The 21,279-nt window shown below is 71.9% G+C and carries 15 protein-coding genes and 1 pseudogene; 10 read left to right on the top strand and 6 right to left on the bottom strand.

Annotation, left to right across the window (positions count from 1 at the left end; all coding sequences use genetic code 11):
* The first annotated feature begins 89 nt into the window (after positions 1-89).
* Entirely contained in the window at positions 90-1,646 is a 1,557-nt protein-coding gene (locus CHC09_RS01935; RefSeq protein WP_089291177.1) for a S1 family peptidase, read from the top strand.
* Between the two features lie 98 nt (positions 1,647-1,744).
* Here the strand turns inward: CHC09_RS01935 and CHC09_RS01930 are convergent, their stop codons facing one another.
* Entirely contained in the window at positions 1,745-2,152 is a 408-nt protein-coding gene (locus tag CHC09_RS01930; protein ID WP_307833924.1) for a type III secretion system chaperone family protein, read from the bottom strand.
* Positions 2,153-2,285: 133 nt separating this feature from the next.
* Here CHC09_RS01930 and CHC09_RS01925 point away from each other — a divergent pair, with 133 nt between their 5' ends.
* On the top strand, positions 2,286-4,790 hold the full coding sequence (locus tag CHC09_RS01925; protein ID WP_089291176.1) for an FtsK/SpoIIIE family DNA translocase: 2,505 nt from the start codon (positions 2,286-2,288) through the stop codon (positions 4,788-4,790).
* Here CHC09_RS01925 and CHC09_RS01920 read toward each other — a convergent pair.
* Both CHC09_RS01920 and CHC09_RS01915 read right to left on the bottom strand, forming a co-directional pair.
* Positions 4,741-5,223 carry a DUF3291 domain-containing protein gene (locus tag CHC09_RS01920; RefSeq protein WP_089291175.1) on the bottom strand — a complete coding sequence of 161 codons (483 nt, stop codon included), beginning with the start codon at positions 5,221-5,223 and terminating at the stop codon, positions 4,741-4,743. The genes CHC09_RS01925 and CHC09_RS01920 overlap by 50 nt on opposite strands.
* Positions 5,224-5,255: 32 nt before the next feature.
* The gene (locus tag CHC09_RS01915) at positions 5,256-5,912 is read right to left on the bottom strand and encodes a helix-turn-helix transcriptional regulator (RefSeq protein WP_089291174.1); all 657 of its coding nucleotides are present in this window, start codon (positions 5,910-5,912) and stop codon (positions 5,256-5,258) included.
* A gap of 88 nt (positions 5,913-6,000) precedes the next feature.
* Between CHC09_RS01915 and rimO the strand changes: the two genes are divergently transcribed.
* The 6 genes from rimO to pspM all read left to right on the top strand — a co-directional run bounded on the left by rimO (position 6,001) and on the right by pspM (position 11,076).
* Positions 6,001-7,458 carry a 30S ribosomal protein S12 methylthiotransferase RimO gene (gene rimO / locus CHC09_RS01910; protein ID WP_089291173.1) on the top strand — a complete coding sequence of 486 codons (1,458 nt, stop codon included), beginning with the start codon at positions 6,001-6,003 and terminating at the stop codon, positions 7,456-7,458.
* Complete coding sequence (pgsA, locus tag CHC09_RS01905) at positions 7,455-8,051, top strand: CDP-diacylglycerol--glycerol-3-phosphate 3-phosphatidyltransferase (protein WP_089291172.1); 597 nt, start codon at positions 7,455-7,457, stop codon at positions 8,049-8,051. Before rimO ends, pgsA begins: the two co-directional genes overlap by 4 nt.
* Before the next feature lie 23 nt (positions 8,052-8,074).
* On the top strand, positions 8,075-8,560 hold the full coding sequence (locus CHC09_RS01900) for a CinA family protein (protein ID WP_089291805.1): 486 nt from the start codon (positions 8,075-8,077) through the stop codon (positions 8,558-8,560).
* Positions 8,561-8,719: 159 nt separating this feature from the next.
* Positions 8,720-9,121, top strand: a complete 402-nt coding sequence (locus CHC09_RS01895) for a helix-turn-helix domain-containing protein (RefSeq protein ID WP_089291171.1) — start codon at positions 8,720-8,722, stop codon at positions 9,119-9,121.
* Positions 9,122-9,378: 257 nt separating this feature from the next.
* The gene (locus tag CHC09_RS01890) at positions 9,379-10,242 is read left to right on the top strand and encodes a PspA/IM30 family protein (protein ID WP_089291170.1); all 864 of its coding nucleotides are present in this window, start codon (positions 9,379-9,381) and stop codon (positions 10,240-10,242) included.
* Positions 10,243-10,272: 30 nt separating this feature from the next.
* A complete protein-coding gene (gene pspM / locus CHC09_RS01885) occupies positions 10,273-11,076 on the top strand; it encodes a phage shock envelope stress response protein PspM (protein WP_089291169.1) in 804 nt (267 codons plus the stop codon).
* A gap of 250 nt (positions 11,077-11,326) precedes the next feature.
* Here pspM and CHC09_RS01880 read toward each other — a convergent pair.
* Positions 11,327-12,064, bottom strand: a pseudogene (locus tag CHC09_RS01880) (DNA-formamidopyrimidine glycosylase family protein); the annotation flags it as partial.
* A 382-nt stretch (positions 12,065-12,446) separates the two neighbouring features.
* Positions 12,447-13,238 (bottom strand): SAM hydrolase/SAM-dependent halogenase family protein, encoded by a 792-nt coding sequence (locus CHC09_RS01875; RefSeq protein WP_089291168.1) that lies wholly within the window; start codon positions 13,236-13,238, stop codon positions 12,447-12,449.
* A 73-nt stretch (positions 13,239-13,311) separates the two neighbouring features.
* On the opposite strand from CHC09_RS01875, the gene CHC09_RS01870 reads away from it, so the two are divergent.
* Complete coding sequence (locus CHC09_RS01870; protein ID WP_089291167.1) at positions 13,312-14,238, top strand: LLM class F420-dependent oxidoreductase; 927 nt, start codon at positions 13,312-13,314, stop codon at positions 14,236-14,238.
* A 203-nt stretch (positions 14,239-14,441) separates the two neighbouring features.
* Here the strand turns inward: CHC09_RS01870 and CHC09_RS01865 are convergent, their stop codons facing one another.
* Entirely contained in the window at positions 14,442-19,049 is a 4,608-nt protein-coding gene (locus CHC09_RS01865) for an ATP-dependent helicase (protein WP_089291166.1), read from the bottom strand.
* A 121-nt stretch (positions 19,050-19,170) separates the two neighbouring features.
* On the opposite strand from CHC09_RS01865, the gene CHC09_RS47055 reads away from it, so the two are divergent.
* Positions 19,171-21,186, top strand: a complete 2,016-nt coding sequence (locus CHC09_RS47055; RefSeq protein ID WP_203833021.1) for a serine/threonine-protein kinase — start codon at positions 19,171-19,173, stop codon at positions 21,184-21,186.
* Positions 21,187-21,279: the final 93 nt, after the last annotated feature.

Here is a 21,279-nt window from a genome sequence, read left to right as displayed (position 1 = left end):
CGCGCCCTTTTCAACCAAGTTCCGACGGACTGCGTACTCCCAGGCACGGTGTCGCCCCTACGGCACCCGTGGCGGAGGGAGTACTCCAGATGCAGCGCAGATCGATCGCCGTAGCTGCGGCGGTGGTGGCGGCGACCGCGGCGGCGGTCGCCTTCACCCTGCCGTCGCTGGCCGGCACCACGCCGACCGGCGACAGTGGCACGACGAAGGCGAGCGGGGGCGTTTCCCCGGCACTGCTCGCGGCGATGAAGCGTGACCTGGGCCTCAGCGCGAACCAGGCGACCACCCGGCTGGAGCGGTCGAAGTGGGCAGGTGGGGTCACCGCGACCCTGGCCGCGTCCACCGGCGACAGCTACGCCGGCGCATGGCTCGACGGCAACACCCTCAAGGTCGCGGTGACCGATGCCGACGTGGCCGCCGAGGTGAAGGCCGCCGGCGCCGTACCGGTGCTGGTCAAGCGCAGTGAGGCACAGCTCGATGCGGCCAAGAACAAACTGGACGCGAAGCTCAAGTCGGCCGACGACCTGACCGGCTGGTACGTCGACGCGCCGACAAACAAGCTGGTCATCGTCGCGCAGCCGGGCGCCAAGGCGGAAGCGCTGGCGTTCGCGAGCCGGGCCGGCGTCGCCTCCGACGCGGTCACCGTGCAGATCAGCAACCGGCAGCCGAAGCCGCTCTTCGACGTGCGCGGCGCGGACCCGTACTTCATCGCCCTGGACGGCGGCACCGCCCGCTGCTCGATCGGCTTCTCGGTGGAGGGTGGGTTCGTCACCGCCGGCCACTGTGGCACGCCGGGCACCGAGACCACCGGCTTCAACAACGAGGCGCAGGGTGTGGTGAAGGCCTCGGTCTTCCCGGGCGACGCCGACATGGGCTTCGTCGAGGTCAACGACCAGTGGACCCCGCGCCCGGTGGTCAACGACTTCAAGGGCAACGAACTGCCGGTCGGCGGCAACACCGAGGCCCCGGTCGGCGCGGCGGTCTGCCGCTCCGGCTCGACCACCGGCACGTTCTGCGGCACGATCCTGGCCAAGAACCAGACGGTCGTCTACCCGGAGGGCGCCGTGACCGGCCTGACCCGGACCGACGTCTGCGCCGAGGGCGGTGACTCCGGCGGGCCGTGGCTCTCCGGCGACCAGGCCCAGGGCGTCACCTCGGGTGGTTCCGGCGACTGCACGGTCGGCGGCGAGACGTTCTTCCAGCCGGTCAACGAGATCCTGGCGGAGAACAACCTGACCCTGGTGACCACCGGCGGCGAGGACGAGGGCGGGGCGACCGCCGCGCCGACCGATTCCGCGACGGCGGCTCCGAGCGAGTCGGCCACCGCGGCGCCGTCCGCCTGTTCCGACCTGCCGGTTCAGCGGTCCGGTGCGCTCAGCAAGGCCGGGACCGCGCAGGCCCAGCCGAACGATGGCGCCTTCCGGGCCCGGGCCGGCCGGCACACGGCCTGCCTGGACGCGCCCGACGGGTCGGACTTCGACCTGGTCCTGCAGCGGCTGACCCGGGGCAAGTTCAAGACGGTGGCCAAGGCGACCGGGGACGACGTCAAGACGCTCAGCGTCAACCAGCGGTCCGGGACCTTCCGGTACGTCGTGGTCGCGTCCTCCGGCTCGGGCGACTACACGCTGGGCTTCAACGTGCAGTAGTCACCGCGTACCGCAAAAGATGATCACAAGGGACCGGGGCCGTGAGCGGCCCCGGTCCTCTTGGTCTTGCTAGCTTTTCAGCTCACCGAGCGGTCTTGCTAGCTCTTCAGCTCACCTAGCGCCTCGCCGAGCCGGCAGCCGGTCGCGATCCCGCAGATCAGCGTCTGGTCGAGCTGTTCCGGCGTCACGCCGCGCTCCCAGTCGCTCGACACCTCGCCCACCACGACCACCGTGCCGTCGTCGGTGACCTGCACGTACGCCTTCGGCCAAAGCTGGTCACGGTTCCAGGTGTTGCAGAACTCGTAGAGTCGCGGCACGTCCTCGACCGCGAAGACGTGCTGCATCATCGCCCGGATCTGCAACATCTCCTTGTTCTGCCCGAGCCGGAAGAAGTAGATCAGGTTCCCCTGGAAGTTGCCGGCGATGTCGCCGTCCGCGTCGACGAAGTACGCGAAGCCTCGCGCGTCCAGGGCGGCCTTGATCATCTCGTTGTCGAGTGGTTGCACCTCGCGAGCTTAAAGCCTTCAGGCGCGGCTCTCGAGGAACGCGGCGACGGACCGCCGGGATCGGCGGAAAAGCGAGAACCGGTCACGGTGTGCCTTCTCGATGCGGGTTGCGTCCCCGGCTACGGTGTCTTCCATGGCGGGCCGTACTCCTCCGGCGAGCCGGGGCCGCGCCGCGTCGACCACGCGCGGCGCCGCGACCACGCGTGCCCGTCAACCGGCCCGCCCGGCCAAGAAGGCGGCGGCCAAGCCCGCCGCCCGCAAGCGTCCGGCCCCGAAGAAGGGCGGCAACGCCGGCGCCGGTGTCGCGATCGGGTTGGGCCGCGGTGTCACCGCTCTCTGGATGGGCCTGGCGCACAGCGTGGGGTGGGTCGCCCGGGGTGCCGGGCGCAACGCCCGAGACATCGGCCCGGAGCACCGCCGCGACGGCGCGGGCCTGCTTCTGCTCGGGTTCTCGATCCTGACCGCGGTCGCCGTCTGGGGGCACAGCGCGGGGCCGGTGGGGCAGCGACTGGCCGACGCCGTGCACCTGTTCTTCGGCGGGCTCGGGATCTTCCTGCCGTTGCTGTTCTTCTACGGTTCGATCCGGCTGATGCGCGAGCCGGTCGACCCGGAGCACCGCGGCCGTAACCCGGTCGGCTGGTCGGCGATCATCATCGCCACCGCGAGCCTGCTCTACCTCTCCGACGAGCCAAGTGACGACATCGCGCTGACCGGCAGCGGCGGCCTGCTGGGGTACGGCGTCGGCTCGCTCCTGGAGCGGGCGGTGAGCGCCTGGGTCGCCGTACCGCTGCTGCTCCTGCTCTTCGTCTTCGGCCTGCTGGTGATCACCGCCACCCCGATCAACAAGATTCCGGAGCGGTTGATGCTCCTGGGTGACCTGGTCCTCGGGCGGGCCACGGCTCGGCCCGGCCGCACCGGTCCCCTGCTGGACGACGAGGAGGACTCCGAGGAGGAGGAGCCGCCGGCCAAGCCGCGTCGTTCGGCCCGCCGCCGGCCGGCCACACCGGCCCCGCTCGACGACCTGCTGGAGCCGGAGGAGCCCGAAGAGGACCTGATCCTGCACGACACGGTGGCCCTGCCGAAGGCGCCGGCCCGGCGGAAGAAGCCGGCGCCGGAGCACTCGCCGGCGCCCACCCGGGCCGAGCAGTTGGAGATCTCCGCACTGGCGGGTGGTGACTACCAGTTGCCGCCGGCGGGTCTGCTCGCCACCGGCGCCCCGCCGAAGGCGCGCAGCCGGGCCAACGACGAGATCACGGCCGCGCTCACCGGCGTCTTCGACCAGTTCAACGTGGACGCCTCGGTCACCGGCTTCACCCGTGGCCCGACCGTCACCCGTTACGAGGTGGAGATCGGCCCGGGCACCAAAGTGGAGCGGATCACCCAGCTGTCGCGCAACATCGCGTACGCGGTCAAGTCCCCGGATGTGCGGATCCTCTCGCCGATCCCGGGCAAGAGCGCGGTCGGCGTGGAGATCCCGAACACCGACCCGGAGAACGTGGCGCTCGGCGACGTGCTGCGCTCCCGGGCCGCCACTACCGACCACCATCCGATGGTGGTCGCGCTCGGCAAGGACATCGAGGGCGGGTTCGTGGTGGCGAACCTGGCCAAGATGCCGCACATCCTGATCGCCGGCGCCACCGGCGCGGGCAAGTCCAGCTGCCTCAACTCGCTGCTGGTGTCGCTGCTCACCCGGGCCACCCCGGAGCAGGTGCGGCTGCTGCTGGTCGACCCGAAGCGGGTCGAGATGACGGCGTACGAGGGGATCCCGCACCTGGTCACGCCGATCGTCACGAACCCGAAGAAGGCCGCGGACGCCCTGGAGTGGGTGGTTCGCGAGATGGACATGCGGTACGACGACCTGGCCGCCAACGGGGTCCGCCACATCGACGACTTCAACCGCAAGGTGCGGGCCGGCGAGATCACCGCGCCGCCGGGCAGCGAGCGGGAGATGAAGCCGTACCCGTACCTCCTGGTGATCATCGACGAGCTGGCCGACCTGATGATGGTCGCTCCGCGTGACGTGGAGGACTCGGTCGTCCGGATCACCCAGCTGGCCCGGGCCGCCGGCATCCACCTGGTGCTGGCCACCCAGCGCCCGTCGGTCGACGTGGTGACCGGCCTGATCAAGGCGAACGTGCCGTCCCGGCTCGCCTTCGCGACGTCGTCGCTGGCCGACTCCCGGGTCATCCTGGATCAGCCGGGCGCGGAGAAGCTGCTCGGCCGTGGTGACGGTCTCTTCCTTCCGATGGGCGCTTCGAAGCCCACCCGGATCCAGGGCGCCTGGGTGGACGAGAAGGAGATCGCCAAGGTCGTCAAGTTCTGCAAGGACCAGCGCGAGCCGGAGTTCCGGGAGGGCGTCACCGACGCGCCGCCCAGCAAGAAGAAGGAGATCGACGAGGAGATCGGCGATGACCTGCAGCTGCTGGTTCAGGCCATCGAGCTGGTGGTGACCAGCCAGTTCGGCTCCACGTCGATGTTGCAGCGCAAGCTGCGGGTGGGCTTCGCCAAGGCGGGTCGGCTGATGGACCTGATGGAGACCCGCGGCATCGTCGGCCCGTCGGAGGGCTCGAAGGCCCGCGACGTCCTGATCAAGCCGGACGAGCTCGAAGAGTCTCTCGCGGCTCTGAAGGTGGACTGAACAGCTCCCGGAACGTGAAGGCCTCCGGGGTGGGGCCGTCGGCCTGCAGGCGGCCGAGCCGGGAGACGGCCTGGCGCAGGGTGGGGAGCCTGCCGACCGGGGTCCACCACATGACCAGGGCGGCCTGATGACCGTTCGGGTGGAACCACTCCCGGCGGCGGCGCAGGTAGTCGAGGTGTTCGCTCTGGTAGGCGTAGGCCCGCAGATGCTCGGGGGACTCCCACACCGAGAGCGTGTAGATCCGGCTGGGGTCGGTGGGTGCCGCGATCGTGCCGTCGCCGTTCTCCCCGGCGAGCCGCCAGACGAAGCCTGGCGACCGGTCGGCCAACTCGTTCATCAGGGTGAGGCCGGCGACGAACTCGGCCATTGACGGGTCTTCCAGCGGGGCTAGGAGACGAGCGGTGTTCATCTGGGCCAGGTGGAAGTCGCTCATGACTCCAGTCTCACCAGCCCCAGGCTCTAATGTCAATCAGTTTTAGTTTTAGAGAGGGTCACGCAGCAGCGGCCCGGGGCGGCGTCCATCCGGGCGGCCCACTCGCCGTCCAGGCCGGCGCCGGCCAGCAGGCCGTCGATCATGGCCAGGTTCATGCCGCAGATCACCGGCGGGAACTGCTCGGCCAGCCGGTGGAACGGGCAGTTGCGCAGCTCGATCCGGTCCGGCCCGTCCGGCGCCGGCGCGTAGCCGTGCCCGGTCAGCAGTTCGAGCACGCCCTCCGCCGCGGCGGCCCGCCGCCCGTGGTGTCGCGCCACGGTGTTCAGCACGTTCTCGGCGCCGGCCTGCTCGAGGGCCTCGGCGAGCAGTTCGGCCGCGGTGCGATAGGCCCGCGGCGGCACGCTGACCGCGTGCTCCGCCGCGGCGACCCGGTACAGCTTCGCCGGACGTCCGGCGCCCGGCCCGGTCCGGCCCGTCCTTCGCGCGTACGACGTCTCGAGCAACCCGGCGGCGACGAGTTTGTCCAGGTGGAACGCGGCGAGCGTGCGCCCGATGCCGAGCGCCTCGGCCACCTCGTCCCGCCCCACCGGCTCGGTCCCGTCCGCCACCACCCGGTACGCCTGGCGGCGCACGCCGTCGGCGAGGCTGGCCAGCGCGTCGAGATCGTCGAGGTCTTCCGGAGTCGTCACCCCGCCATCGTATTGTCAATGGGAGTTGGCGCTAGAGTCCGGCTGTCCGGGGGACGGGCATTCCGCGACGGCCCGGTAACCTTGGCGAGTGTCTGTAACTCCTCCTTCTCGCCGTGTCGCCCTCCTCACGCTGGGCTGCGCCCGCAATGAGGTCGACTCGGAAGAGCTCGCCGCCCGTCTCGACGCCGAGGGCTGGGAGGTGGGGACCGATGCGGCCGAGGCCGACGTGGTGCTCGTCAACACCTGCGGATTCGTCGAGAAGGCGAAGCAGGACTCGATCGACACCCTGCTCGCCGCCGCCGACACCGGAGCCAAGGTGGTCGCCGCCGGCTGCATGGCCGAGCGGTACGGGCGCGATCTCGCCGAGAACCTGCCCGAGGCCGACGCGGTGCTCGGCTTCGACGACTACACCGACATCGCCGCCCGGCTGAACGGGGTGCTGGCCGGTGAGAAACACGACGCGCACACCCCGCGGGACCGCCGCGAGCTGCTCCCGATCACCCCGGTGAAGCGGAGCGCCGCCAAGGTGGTCGTGCCCGGCCACGCCACGGTCGACGAGCACACCCCCGCTCACCTGCGCAAGGTGCTGCGCCGCCGGCTCGACTCCGGCCCGGTCGCGTCGCTCAAGCTGGCCAGCGGCTGCGACCGGCGCTGCGCGTTCTGCGCGATCCCGGCGTTCCGTGGCGCGTTCGTCTCCCGTGACCCGCAGGAGCTGCTCGCCGAGGCGGAGTGGCTGGCCAAGACCGGGGTCCGGGAGCTGGTGCTGGTCAGTGAGAACAGCACGTCGTACGGGAAGGATCTCGGCGACCCGCGCCTGCTGGAGAAGCTGCTGCCGCAGCTCGCCGCGGTCGACGGCATCGTCCGGGTCCGCGCCAGCTACCTGCAGCCCGCCGAGACCCGGCCCGGCCTGGTCGAGGCGATCGCCACCACCCCCGGCGTCGCGGCGTACTACGACCTGTCGTTCCAGCACTCCAGCGAGCCGGTGCTGCGCCGGATGCGCCGCTTCGGCTCCACCGAGCGCTTCCTGGAGCTGCTCGACTCGGCCCGCGCCCTGGCCCCCGAGGCCGGCGCCCGGAGCAATTTCATCGTCGGCTTCCCCGGCGAGACCCGGCAGGACGTCGACGAGCTGGCCCGCTTCCTGACCGAGGCCCGGCTCGACGCGATCGGCGTCTTCGACTACAGCGACGAGGACGGCACCGAGGCGGCCGGCCTGCCCGGCAAGATCCGCCCCGACACCGTCAAGCGGCGGTACGACAAGATCGTCGCGCTCGCCGAGGAGCTCTGCGCCCAGCGCGCCGAGGACCGGATCGGCACCGTCGTCGAGGTGCTCGTCGACTCGATCGACGACGGTGAGATCGAGGGACGTGCCGAGCACCAGGCCCCCGAGGTCGACGGCTCCACCACGCTGGTCGGCGGTGACCAGGGCGTCGACCTGGCCGCACTGCGCCCCGGTGACCTGGTCCGCGCCCGGGTCACCGGCACCGAGGGCGTCGACCTGATCGCGGTCCCGACCGAGATGATCTCCGCCGCGCAGGTCGACCGGTGATCGACGAGCCGGTCCCGGTGGCCGCACCCCGCGTGGTGTCGCTCTACAACGCGGCGAACGCGCTGACCGTGATCCGGCTCATCCTCGTCCCGGTCTTCCTGGCCCTGGTGGTGGCGTCCGGGATGACGGACCACGACTGGCGGGTCGGTGCCTGCCTGGCCTTCTGCGTGGCGTCGGCGACCGACTTCGTGGACGGCTGGATCGCCCGCAGATGGCAGCTGGTCACCTCGTTCGGCAAGATCGCCGATCCGATCGCGGACAAGGCGCTGACCGGCACCGCGCTGGTCCTGCTCTCCGCCTACGACGTGCTGCCCTGGTGGATCACGGTGGTGATGCTGGCCCGGGAGTGGGGCGTGACCGCCCTGCGCTTCTGGGTGATCCGGTACGGCGTCATTCCGGCCTCCCGGGGTGGCAAGCTGAAGACCGGGCTGCAGACCGCCGCGATCGCCTGGTATCTCTGGCCCTTCCCGGAGCCGGTCGACGTGGCCGGCCCGTGGCTGATGTGGGCTGCCCTGCTGGTCACCGTCGCCACCGGCTTCGACTACGTGGTCCAGGCCCTGCGACTGCGGCAGGGCGCTCGGCCCGGCTCGTGAGCAGCTGAGGAGTCCCGGTGGAGATGTCGGTGGCGGCCGCGGCTGCGGTGCACTCCCTGGTCGAGCGCCGCGAGACCCTGGCGACCGCGGAGTCGCTGACCGGTGGGCTGGTGGCCGCGACGATCGTGGAGATTCCCGGCGTGAGCGCGGTCTACCGGGGCGGCCTGGTCGTCTACGCGACCGAGTTGAAGAGCGCGCTCGCCGGCGTACCGGCGGAGTTGCTCGAAGAGCGCGGCCCGGTCGACCGTGAGGTCGCCGCCGCGCTGGCCGAGGGCGCCCGGGCCCGCTGCGGCGCCGATTGGGGTCTGGCCACCACCGGTGTCGCGGGTCCCGAGCCGCAGGACGGCAAGCCGGTCGGGCTGGTCTATGTGGCCGTCGCCGGGCCGAATGGCCGCCAGGTGCGCGAATTGCGACTGATCGGCAACCGTATGGCGGTTCGTACCGAAAGTGTGACGGCCGTCCTGCAACTGCTCACCGACGTCCTGCATACCGCCCCAGCTCCGGCCTGACCTGGGAATAGCCTAGAAGGGTTTGGAACGTCCGGCCGGGACGTGCCCGGTGGCGGCCGGAAATTCGGCGGGGCGGGATGTCGCCGTCGCTCGCGACGGGTACGGTTGCGGGAAGCCTCCGGCGTGTTGCCGGTGGCCCTGCCCGCAGGAGGAGGTGCCATGGTCCTGCTACGCCGGGTTATCGGCGACGCACTTCGTGCGCGTCGGCAGGGACAGCACCGCACGCTGCGCGAGGTGTCGACCGCCGCGAACGTCAGCCTGGGTTATCTGTCCGAGATCGAGCGTGGCCAGAAAGAAGCCTCCAGCGAGCTTCTCGCGGCCATCTGCGACGCGCTCGGTGCCCGTCTCTCCGAGCTGCTCGGTGAGGTCAGCAGCACCCTGTCGCTGGCGGAGAACATGGAGGGCGTGCTGGTCCCGGTCGACGACCCGGCAGCCATCGACCCGGTTCGCAAAGTCGCGACGGACGGCCGGGTGTCGGTCTCGGTGCGTCAGGACTCGCCGCTGAAGGCGACCCTGCACACCAAGCGGAATGCCAAGCGCGACGTGATCTACGCGGCCTGAGGAAGACTTCTGACCACCCGGGGAGGCCCATCGGCCTCCCCGGGTGCGTGTGTGCCCGATTCCGTTTCACGTCTCTCGCCCGCGTGCCCCCAGGGGCGTAGCCTCGATCTCAGGCTCGATGCCAGGGGAGACCCTGAGATCCCCCGTAGGTCACGTGACGCCGCTGGCGTCGGGCTGACACGATGGTTTCGCGTTGGTGGCGAGAGCGGTCTCGCCATGACGCCACCGACCGAGCGACATTGAGGGGATACCGCGAGATGGCGAACCCGTTCGTCAAGGGCTGGCATTACATGATGGCGCTCTTCGGCGCGAAGATCGACGAGTACGCCGATCCGAAGGTGCAGATCCAGCAAGCCATCGAGGACGCCCAGCGACAGCACCAGGCCCTCGTCCAGCAGGCCGCCGCCGTCATCGGCAACCAGAGGCAGCTCGAGATGAAGCTGTCCCGCCAGATGTCCGAGGTCGAGAAGTTGCAGGGCATGGCGCGCCAGGCCCTGGTGCTGGCCGACCGGGCCCGCGCCGCCGGCGACGAGTCCGAGGCCCAGAAGTACGAGCAGACCGCACAGACGCTCGCCACTCAGCTGGTCTCCGGTGAACAGTCGATGGAGGATCTGAAGACCCTGCACGACCAGGCGCTCGGCGCCGCCGGGCAGGCCCGCAAGGCGGTCGAGAACAACGCGATGGTGCTCCAGCAGCGCATCGCCGAGCGGTCCCGCCTGCTCAGCCAGCTCGAGCAGGCCAAGATGCAGGAGACCGTGGCCAAGTCGCTGGAGTCCATGTCGCAGTTGGCCGCGCCGGGCAACACCCCGTCGCTGGACCAGGTCCGCGACAAGATCGAGCAGCGGTACGCGAGCGCCATGGGCCGTGCCGAGCTGGCCTCCAACTCGGTCGAGGGCCGCATGCTCGAGGTGCAGAAGTCCAGCCTGGACCTGGCCGGCTCGTCCCGTCTGGAGCAGATCCGGGCCAGCATGGCGGGGGAGAAGCTGGGCGGCGCGGCGTCTCAGCCCGCGGTCGGCCAGCAGAACACCACGCCGGCGGCCGACCCGGCCGGGGTCGCGCGGCTCGACGAGATCCGGGCCAGCATGAACCAGAAGCGCGGCGACACCACCGCCGCCGGCTGATCTCGATCCTGAGCGGCGGGAGGGCAGGACGTGGACGACCGGGGAAAGTACTTTCGTCGGCTCAAGCGGCTGCGCGGGTCGGCGCGCCGCTGGAGCGTGCTCGGCGGCGGGCTGACCGCGGCGACGCTCGTGCTGGTGCCGTACTCCGGGCTCGGCCTCGCGGACGCGGCCTGGGCCGCCGGGGCCGGTGCCTCGGTGGTTCTGGCCCGCTGGCGGTGGCGTGACTTCCGCGAGCTGGAGCGTCAGCCCGCCCCCGCGCCCAGCCTGCCCGGCCCGCGGTTCACCGCGGCCCTGGAGCGCACACAGGTCGGCCGGACGGTGCTGAACGAGGTCCGCCGCCAGAAGAACAGGTATGCACTGCGTGGCTCGGCGATCGCCGACGCCTGGGACCGGATGGACCAGGCCTCGGCGACGATGCTCGCGCTGGCCGGCCGGCTCACCGGCCCCGGCGAGACGGCGGCGCTGGAAGCGGCGACCGCCGAGCAGTGGCTGCGGGACCTGGGGCAGCGGGTGGCCAGTGTGGAGCGGGCCATCCCGCTCGGACAGGCCGCCCAACGGGTCACTCTGGAACAGTCGCACGCCGCGCTGGCCGAGCAGTTCGTCGAGGGTGTTCAGGCCTATGAGGAACTGGTCGCGGCGGCCGCCAGCTATGTGGCCGAGGACGGGCATCCCGTCGCGGACACCCGGCACCCGGCGTATTTCGGCCTGGTCGAGGCGGCCGAGCGGCTCCGTGGGATCGCCGAAGGGCTGGCCGAGCTACGGGATCAGACCGCCCGGTTCAGCTCGGGGGCGCCGCGGCAGGCGCAGGCTGACAGCGCGGGCACCAGTACGTGATCCGCTCCTCCAGTTCGGCCTTCTCCCCGATCCTTCCCGCCGCCGGGGGATAGACCCGGTCCTGCCTGCCGGTGGTCCGGGCCGTGTCATTGCGGCCCTGTCTGCCGAAGGTCCGGGCAGTCTCATCGCGGCCCTGTCTGCCGGTGGCCCGGGCTGTGTCGTCGCGGCCCCGCATGCCGGTGGCCCGGGCTGTGTCGTTGCGGCCCCGCAAGCCGGTGGTCAGCTCTCCGTCGCCGGGGACGGGTGACTTCTCGGCCTTCTGGATCGCTGTGCCACAGCGGCGGCACGGCTGGGCGCGCCGCCCGTAGACGTAACTGGTCTCGCCTCGGCGCAACGAGCCGGTCGTGGTCTGCGTCCAGCGACCCCGGTTCGACGCGACCAGGCGCTGGGCCAGCTCGACCGTCCCGGTCAGGTCGTTGACCTCGGCAACCCTGGTCCACGGCCACAGGCCGCGCAGGAACAGCGTCTCGGCCTTGTAGAGGTTGCCTACACCGGCCAGATTCCGCTGGTCGAGCAGGGCCTCGGCGATTGTCGCGTCCGGGTGCTCGGCGATCCGGCGAACCGCCTCGGCCGGATCCCAGTCGGGGCCCAGCAGGTCGGGCCCCAGATGGCCGACCAGGCTTCCCTCGTCCGCTGTCGGCACCAGCGCGAGGTCGTGCAGGTGGTATCCGACCGCTACCGAGCGGGCGGTACGCAGCACCACCCGGATCAGGTGTGCGGGGCGGCCGGTCCAGCGCTCACCCGGCGCGTATGTCCGCCAGGCGCCCTCCATCCGCAGGTGTGAGTGCAGGGTGTGCGGTTCCCGGCCGTCGCGGGTCAGCCGGAGCAGCAGGTGCTTCCCGCGACTGGCGGACTCGGCCACCGTCCACCCGGTCAGGTCGGTGGTTGCCAGTCTCGGCACCCGGAAGTCAGAACCGGTCAGGACCTCACCGGTCACGGCGCGCTCGACGACGCGCGCGGTGTTCCAGACGGTGTCCCCTTCCGGCATGAGCACCATCCTTCCGCGCTTTGACCGGATTCGTTCACCGGTCCGCCCTACCGTGGCCGTCCCGTCGTGCCTTGGCCCGCGATGCGCCTGGCCCGCGTCGTGCCTTGGCCCGCGTCGTGCCTTGGCCCGCGTCGTGCCTCGGGCCGTCTGGCGTCTCGAGCTGCGTCGTGACTCGGCCGGCACCGCGTCTTGGGTCGCGGCGCGCGTCTCGGGTCGTGCCCGTCCTCATCGGCGGCCGGGAGCGCGTGGCGGTCGTACGCCGGGGTCACGCCGCGCGAGATTCGCACGGGACGAGGCCGCGAGGCCTGTGAACGGGACTCCATCGGTCGTACCAGGGAATGGTTTTGAGCGCGACCCGTCGCCGGCGTCGCGCCCACCGGGTCTATCGGCGTTCGGCGATGCGGACGATGTCGCCCGGGACGACGGAGAGGACGACCACCGCGCGCCCGTTGTTCACCGCGATCGCGACCTGGTCCGCGGAATCGGTGTAAACCAGAAGTTCGCCGGCGTTGACGTCGGCGAAGGTGGCGCCCCGGCGGGCTCGCACCGTGCCGTTCACCGTCAGGTCCGAGCCGAGGCCGGTGAGCATCGAGCCGCCGGCGGCCAACTGCACGTTGCCGAACCGGTCCACGGTCAGCACCTCGGCCTCGATCCAGCCGTCGCCGACGCTGGTCACCGGGTCGGGGAGGCGGACGAGCGAGGCCGGGTCGACGGCCGGACCGGCCTCGGCCGGTTCCGCGCCCGACGCGAGCCGGGCCGCGGCCGGGGCGAACACGTCCCGCCCGTGGAAGGTGCGTGACACGTCGCCGAGCATCCAGTCCTTATTGTTCAGCTCGAACGCCGCGGTGATCCCGCCGAGCGCCTCGGCGGCCCAGATCAGCAGGCCGTTGTCCGGGCCGACGAACAGGCCGTTCGGAGTGACCAGGACCACTCCGCGACGTGCCGTGCCGACACCGGGATCGACCACCGCGAGATGGACCGAGGGCGGAAGGAAGGGCGCGGTCTGGGCCAGCACGGCGGCACCCCGGATGACGTCGGCGGGCGGCACATGGTGTGTGACATCGATCACGCGAACCTCCGGCGTGACCCGGGCGATCGACCCGTGGCAGGCCGCGACGAAACCGTCGAAGGTGCCATAGTCGGTGGTGAAACTGATCCATCCATAACCGGCCATGGTGGCCAAGTTACTGCCAGTCGCCGCCGGAAGCGGCCCGGGCGCGCCGCACGGATCTGGCAGGGTTGATGTCATGCGTCTCGTGATCTTCACCGAACCCCAGCAGGGTGCCAGCTACGACGACCTGCTGAGGGTGGCCAAGGCCGCCGAGGACGGCGGTTTCGACGGCTTCTTCCGTTCCGACCATTACCTCCGGATGGGTGACGGGTCCGGCCTGCCCGGACCCACCGACGCCTGGATCACGCTGGCCGCGCTGGCCGTGCAGACCTCCCGGATCCGGCTCGGCACGCTGGTCAGCTCCGCGACGTTCCGGCTGCCCGGGCCGCTGGCCGTCGCGGTCGCCCAGGTCGACGCGATGAGCGGCGGACGGATCGAGTTCGGGCTCGGCGGCGGCTGGTTCGAGGCCGAGCACCAGGCGTACGGCATTCCGTTCCCGTCGGTCGGCGAGCGCTTCGACCGGCTCGAGGAGCAGCTCGAGATCATCACCAAGCTGTGGAGTACGCCGGTCGGCGAGACGTTCCGCTTCGACGGCAAGCACTACCAGCTCAGCGACTCGCCCGCGCTGCCCAAGCCGGTCCAGTCGCCGCTGCCGGTGATCGTCGGTGGGCACGGCAAGAAGCGCACGCCGGAGCTCGCCGCGCGTTACGCGGCCGAGTTCAACGCCCCGTTCTCCAAGATCGAAGAGCTTTCCCCGCTGTACGAACGCGTCCGTGCGGCCAGCGCCGCGATCGGTCGCGCCGAGCCGCCGGCGTTCAGCGCGGCTGCGGTGCTCTGTGTCGGCCGGGACGACGCCGAAGTGCGCCGCCGGGCCGCCGCGATCGGCCGTGAGGTCGAGGAGATGCGGGAGAACGGCGGCATCGTGGGTACGCCCGCGGAAGCGATCGAGATCATCGGACGGTACGGCGAGGCGGGGGCGTCCCGGCTCTACCTGCAGGTCCTCGACCTGGCCGACATTGATCACGTGAACCTGGTCGCTTCCGAGGTCCAGCCGAAGCTCTGAGCGGCGCGTCGCGGTTCTGTGGGCGGCCGTCCTCCGGGGCGGCCGCCGAGCGGTTTCGGCGGCTGTTCTCCGGGCTGGTTGCGGGCGGTTGCTCTCCGGCCGGTTTGCGGGTGGCTGTTCTCCGGGCTGGTTGCGGGTGGCTGTTTCCCGGGTCGGTTTGCGGGTGGGTGCTCTCCGGGCCGGTTTGCGGTGACTGTTCTCCGCTAACCGCGCAGGCGCAGGCCGCGTGGGGTTGCCCGGAAACCTGCCGCGGTCAGGGCGTCCCGCAGCGGCGACGTGTGCACGGACTCGCCGTCCGCACGCTCCACCGACATCGGCCCCAGCGCACCCGACCGCACCGAAGCCGCCAGCGCCTGCCCGGCAGCCGTCAACGCCCCGGCATCGTCCACGAACGACAGCAGGGTCCGCCCGCCCCGCTCGACGTAGAGCACCAGTTCACCCCCGACCAGCACGACCAGCGCCCCCGCCTTGCGCCCGGCCCGGTGCCCGGCTTTCGCGACCGGCTCGCCGTCGCCACTGTCCACGATCCGCTCCGGCCAGGGCAGCGCCGCCCCGTACGGATTGGCGGGATCCGCCGCGGCCAGCACCAGCGCCCCCACCCTCGTACGCGCGGCCAGCTCGGCCGGTTCCGCTAAGGCCCGCAGCCGGTCCACCGCCCCCGGCACCGCGAACTGCGCCGCCCCCAGGCCCTCCACGAAGTAACCGCGGCGCGCCGCACCGCGTTCCTCCAGCGCGCTCAGCACCGGATAAACCGCAGCGAAACCGCCGGTCACACCCTCCGCCAGCACCGCGCCCCGGGTCACCACCCCGTGCCGCTCCAGCAGGAGGTCGGCGAGCGCGGCCGCGCGCCGGGTCGGATCCAGGTCACGATCCGGCAGGCGTGACCAGCGCCCGGCCATGTTCGGCGGACCGGTCCGCGACGGCAGGCTGGGCCGTCCCGGCCGGCGGTACCTGGTCCGGGCCGGCGTCGACCTGGCCTTGTGGGCGCCGCTGCCGCCGAGCAGTGCCCGCAGCGGAGCGAACGTGTCGTTGGTCAGGTGCCCGGCCCACACCAGGTCCCACACCGTCGCGGCCAGGCCGGCATCGTCGGTCGAACCGACCCGGTCGGCGAGCGACCGGAAGAACAGCGCCTGGCCGTCCCCGAGCACGTCCAGCACGGCCTGGTGCTCCGGGGTCAGCGCCAACTCGTCGTCGGCCGGGGGGAGCAGCAGGGGCGCACTGTCCGCGTACGCCAGGGTGACCCATCCGTCGCCGCCCGCGATCGAACCGGACCCTGCCCACAACACCTCCCCACTCCCGCACAGCTCGTCGAGGAGCGGCGGCGTGTAGTCGGCCACCCGCGCCGGCAACACCAGCCGCTCCCAGGCCGAGGCCGGCACCGCCAGCCCCTGTACCTGCTCGATCGCCGCTGCCAGCGCGTCCACCCCGCGAGCGTTCCCGCCCACCTGGTGCCACCGGGGCAGGAACGCGGCCAGCGCCTTCGGCGGCACCGGCTCGATCTCCCGCCGCAGCGCCGCCAGCGATCGCCGCCGCAGCATGCGCAGCACCTCGGCGTCACACCACTCGGTGCCCGCGCCGTCCGGGGAGAACTCGCCGGAGGTGACCCGGCCGGTCGCGCTCAGCCGCTTGAGCGCCTGCTCCACCACGAAGACGCCCAGCCCGAACCGGGCCGCGCAGGTCGCCGCCGCAAACGGTCCGTGCGTGCGCGCATACCGCGCGACCAGGTCACCGAGCGGATCGGCGACCGGTTCCAGGTACGCCTCGGGGATCCCGACCGGCAGCGCCACCCCGAGCGCGTCCCGGTACCGCCCCGCGTCGTCGATCCCGATCCAGCGCTCCTCGCCGGCCACCCGCACCCGGATGGCCCGGCGGTCCGCCTCCAGCGACAGCACCCAGTCCTCGGGCACGCCGCGCTCGGTCAGCTCCGCGACGGACAGTTCCCCGAGCAGCCGGAGCAGCTCGGCCGCGTCCTCCCGGTCGCGCGGGCTGCGCTGCGTGGTCCGCCACTGCAACTGCGCCTCGGCCTCGATCACCACCGCCGGGTCGAGCAGCTCCCGCAGGTCGACCCGGCCGAGCAACTCGCCGAGCAGGGTCGAGTCCAGGGCCAGAGCCGCTGCGCGCCGCTCGGCCAGGGGCGCGTCCCCCTCGTACAGGAAAGCGCCCACGTATCCGAAGAGCAGCGACCGGGCGAACGGCGACGGCCGCGAGGTCTCCGCCTCGACCAGCCGGACCTTGCGCCCGGAGATCTCCCGCATCAGGCCGACGAGGCCTGGGACGTCGAAGACGTCCCGCAGGCACTCGCGGGCCGCCTCCAGGGTCACCGGGAAGTCGGCGAACTCCCGGGCCACGTCGAGCAACTGCGCCGACCGTTGCCGTTGTTGCCAGAGAGGCTGGCGGCGACGCGGGTCGCGGCGAGGCAGCAGCAGTGACCGCGCCGCGCACTCCCGGAACCGGGAGGCGAAGAGCGCGGACGTGCCCACCGAATCCTCGACGATCTGGGCGATCTCCTCGGCGTCGAACGCGACCAGGTCGGCGCCGGGCGGCTCGTCCGCGGTGTCCGGGAGGCGGATCACGATGCCGTCGTCGGAGGGCATCACCTGGCCGTCCACGCCGTACCGCTCGCTGAGCCGGCGGCCGATCGCCAGGGCCCACGGCGCGTTCACCCGGGCGCCGAGCACACAGTGCACGGTCATCCGCCAGTCGCCCAGCTCGTCGCGGAAACGCTCGACCACGACGGTCCGGTCGTCCGGCAGGTGGCGGGTGGACTCCCGCTGCTCACGCAAGTAGCTCACCAGGTTGCCGGCCGCCCAGTCGTCGAGGCCGGACTCGCGCAGCGCGCTGGTAGCGGCATCGTCGCCGGCCTTGGCCAGCGTGCGCAGTCGTGCCCCGATCGCCCGGCCCAGCTCGATCGGCCGGCCCGGCGAGTCACCCTTCCAGAACGGCATCCGGGCCGGGGCGCCCGGTGCGGGCGACACCAGCACCCGGTCGGGGGTGATGTCCTCGATCCGCCAGGAGGTCGAGCCGAGCAGGAAGACATCGCCGACCCGGGACTCGTAGACCATCTCCTCGTCCAGCTCGCCGACCCGGGAGGCGCGCTCGGCCCCGGCCAGGAAGACTCCGAACGTGCCCCGATCCGGGATCGTCCCGCCGCTGGTCACGGCGAGCCGCTGGGCGCCCGGACGGCCGGTCAGCAGGTCGGTGCCGCGGTCCCAGACCAGCCGGGGGCGGAGCTCGGCGAAGGCGGTCGACGGGTACCGCCCGGAGAGCATGTCCAGCACCGCGTGCAGGGCGGACTCGGGCAACTCGGCGAACGGTGCGGCCCGGCGGACCAGCGTGGCCAGCTCGTCGACCGGCCAGGGCTCCAGCGCCACCATCGCGACCACCTGCTGGGCCAGCACGTCGAGCGGATTGCGTGGGTAGCGCAACTCCTCGATCGCGCCCGTGCTCATCCGCTCCGCGACGACGGCACAGGACAGCAGGTCACCGCGGTGCTTGGGGAAGACGACCCCGCGCGACACCGCGCCGACCTGGTGGCCGGCCCGGCCGATGCGCTGCAGCCCGGCCGCCACCGTGGGCGGCGCCTCGATCTGGACGACCAGGTCGACCGCGCCCATGTCGATGCCGAGCTCCAGACTCGAGGTGGCGACGACGGCGGGCAACCGGCCGGATTTGAGCGCCTCCTCGATCTGTTTGCGCTCCTCGCGGGAGACGCTGCCGTGGTGGGCCCGGGCGATCAGGGGCGGAGCGCCCTGCGCGACCGCGGACTGGGCCATGATCGCCGCCGGCATCCCGGCGGCACCGTTGCCCACCACCGCCGTGGGGTCGCCCGAGCCACCGGCAGAAGTGCTCTCGCCGCGCTCGTTGAGCCGGGTGATCTCGGCGCGTTCGCCGGCCAGCTCGTTCAGCCGGGCGCAGAGTCGTTCCGCACCGCGTCGCGAGTTGGTGAAGACGATGGTCGACCGATGCGCCTCGATCAGATCGAGCACCCGCTCCTCGACGGCCGGCCAGATCGACGGTGTGTGCCGGCCGCCTTCCGGATCGTCGTCGGTGGGCGCCTCGTCCAGCCGGGTCATGTCCTCCACCGGCACCTGGACGGACACCTCGATCGTCTTGACGCTGGGCGGCCGGATGATCTCCACGTGCTGCGGACCGCCGAGGAACCGGGCGGTCTCCTCGATCGGGCGCACCGTCGCGGACAGGCCGATCCGCTGCGCCGGGCGATCCAGCAGCGCGTCCAGCCGCTCCAGGGAGAGCGCCAGATGGGCACCGCGCTTGGTGGCCGCGACCGCGTGCACCTCGTCGATGATCACCGTCTCGACGCCTCGCAGCGACTCCCGCGCCGCCGAGGTGAGCAGCAGGAACAGCGACTCCGGGGTGGTGATCAGGATGTCCGGCGGGGTGCGGGCGAACCCGCGCCGCTCGTCGGCGGGGGTGTCCCCGGTACGCATCCCGACGGTGATCTCGGGTGGGGGCAGGCCGAGCCGGCCCGCCGCCTGCCTGATGCCGGTGAGCGGCGCTCGCAGGTTGCGCTCCACGTCGACGGCCAGCGCCTTCAACGGGCTCACGTAGAGGACCCGGCACCGGCGTCGGACCTGCTCGGGAATCGGCTCGCGGGCCAGCTGATCGAGGGCCCAGAGGAAGGCGGCCAGCGTCTTGCCGGAACCGGTGGGCGCGACCACGAGCGCGTGCCGGCCGGCGCCGATCGCCCGCCAGGCGCCGTCCTGAGCGGCGGTGGGCGCGGCGAACGCGGCCGTGAACCACGCCCTGGTGGCCGGACCGAACTTCTCGAGCACCTCTCGCACGCCATCCATCCTCTCCCGGGCGTACGACAAAAACGCGCCGCCGGAACCCGGGGCGGGGCCCGGGTGATCGTCGTTCCTCGGGCGGTCTGTACTTGATTATCCTGATAGCCGACGTGATGGGTGGTTGCCGATGGCGGTCAGGCAGATGCTCGTCGCAGGCCGGTACCGTCTTCTGGAACCGGTCGGCGCAGGTGGAATGGGACGGGTCTGGCTGGCCCGCGATCAGATGCTGGACCGGGACGTCGCGATCAAGGAGATCGTTCCGCCCGACTGGATGGCCGAGGCCGAGAAGAACCGGCTGCACAACCGGACCCTGCGGGAGGCTCGGAGCGCGGCCCGACTGACGCATCCGCACGTGGTCCGGGTCTACGACGTGATGCACGCCGAGGGGCTGTCCTGGATCGTCATGGAATACGTCGCGTCCCGGTCGCTCTATCAGATGTTGATCACGAGGGGGCCGTACCCGCCGGTCGAGGCGGCCCGGATCGGCCTGGCCGTGCTGGACGCGCTGACCGCCGCGCACCGGGCCGGCGTCCTGCACCGCGACATCAAGCCGCACAACGTCCTGATCGGCTCCGACGGACGGATCCTGCTGACCGATTTCGGTCTGGCCATGCTCGTCGACGACGGCATGATCACCACGCCCGGCCTGATCGTGGGCTCCCCTCAGTACGTCTCGCCGGAGCGGGCCCGGGACGGCGCCTCCACGGTGGCGTCGGACCTGTGGTCGTTCGGGGCGACGCTGTACGCGGCGGTCGAGGGCCGGTCCCCGTTCGCCCGGGACAGTGCAATGGCGACGCTGGCCGCGCTGGCCACCGAGTCCCCCGACCCGCCGCAGCGGGCCGGGCCGCTCGGCCCGATCCTTGAGGGCCTTCTCCGGTACGACCCGGAAGCGCGGCCGGGTGCGCGGGAGGTCGAGCGGACGCTCAGGGCGGTGGTCGAGGCGGATGCCGCCCAGTGGTGCCGGAGTCCCGCCGCCGACCATCCGCTCGTCGATCACACGGCGGGTGGTGCGGACCCAGACGAGGAGACGCGCCCGACCGTGTTCGATCAGCCGATGGGGAGCGCGGCCGGTTCGAAGGGGTTCGGCGGGGCGAACCGCGTGGACACCGGCGATCTGGCCCGAACCAGCCCCGTCGCGACCTCGGCGCAGACCGGCGAGCCGCCGGGCATCTCGGCGGATCTCGAGTCTGCTGTCGTCGGCGGCGAGCCGCCGGAGGACGCCGACGACTCGGATGGGTGGTGGCTACCCCCGGAGGGTCTACCGGCCCGCGCTTCCCGCAGGGGGCATAGCGACCATGCTCTGAACGGGTACGTCGAGGGTGCGTCCGCCGCTTCCGGCAGGGAGCACAGTTCTCGTGGCCGGAGTGGTTACGTCGAGGAGGCGTCCGCCGCTTCCGGAAGGGAGCACGGTTCTCGTGGCCGGAGTGGTTACGTCGAGGAGGCGTCCGCCGCTTCCGGCAGGGAGCACAGTTCTCGTGCCCGGAGTGGTTACGTCGAGGAGGCGGCCATCGCTTCCGGCAGGGAGCGCAGCTCCCCTACCCGGAGCGGCTACATCGAGGGCGCGTTCACCCGCGCCGGCGAATCCAGCGACAGCCTCGTCTCTCGGGGCCCAGCGGCCGCTGCGGGCCGTGCCCGCAGCGCCGGCGATCACCGCGTCCCGTTGAGCCACGAATCGTCGCGGTCTTGGCCGAATCGCCATCCGGTCACCGTAGGCGAGCCCGCGGTGACCCCGTCGCTGCGCCGCGGCAATCAGGTGCTGGTTCGCGCGATTCCCGCACCCCGCTCCCGGGCCTCCGGCCCGTCGTCCTGGGAGGAGTGGCCGCCGCGGCGCTGGTCGCTCCGCTCCCGGTCGGTGACCCGGCTGGCGATCGCCGGTCTTCTGGCCGTCATCGCGCTCGGCGGTGGCCTTCTCGCGATCGTCGTGCTCGGCGGCAGACTGCTCAGCATTGATCCGATCGGACAGGGCGGCTCCACCCGGCCGGTGGAGCGTCGGCCAGCATCGTCGCCGGCGACCCCCGTATCAGTGCGAGCCGCCGCCTTCTCGCCGGCCTTCTTCGACGGGCGGCGGGCTGCCGGTGCCCTGGTGGTGCCGAAGGCGACGCGGCCCGGCGGCCCACCCTCCAACGGCACCAAGCACGGTTGACCGCCGTTCATCCGGTCCGGTGTGCCAGCGAGCCGCTCCTGGCGCATCCGCGTTCGGGCTCGGTCCGAGCCCTGAGGTGCTCGGTGGTGGTCC

The sequence above is a fragment of the Actinoplanes regularis genome, from assembly GCF_900188005.1.
Classification (GTDB): Bacteria; Actinomycetota; Actinomycetes; order Mycobacteriales; family Micromonosporaceae; genus Actinoplanes; species Actinoplanes regularis.
Note: the sequence above shows the minus strand (reverse complement) of the source record. Positions and strands in the feature narration are given on the sequence as shown.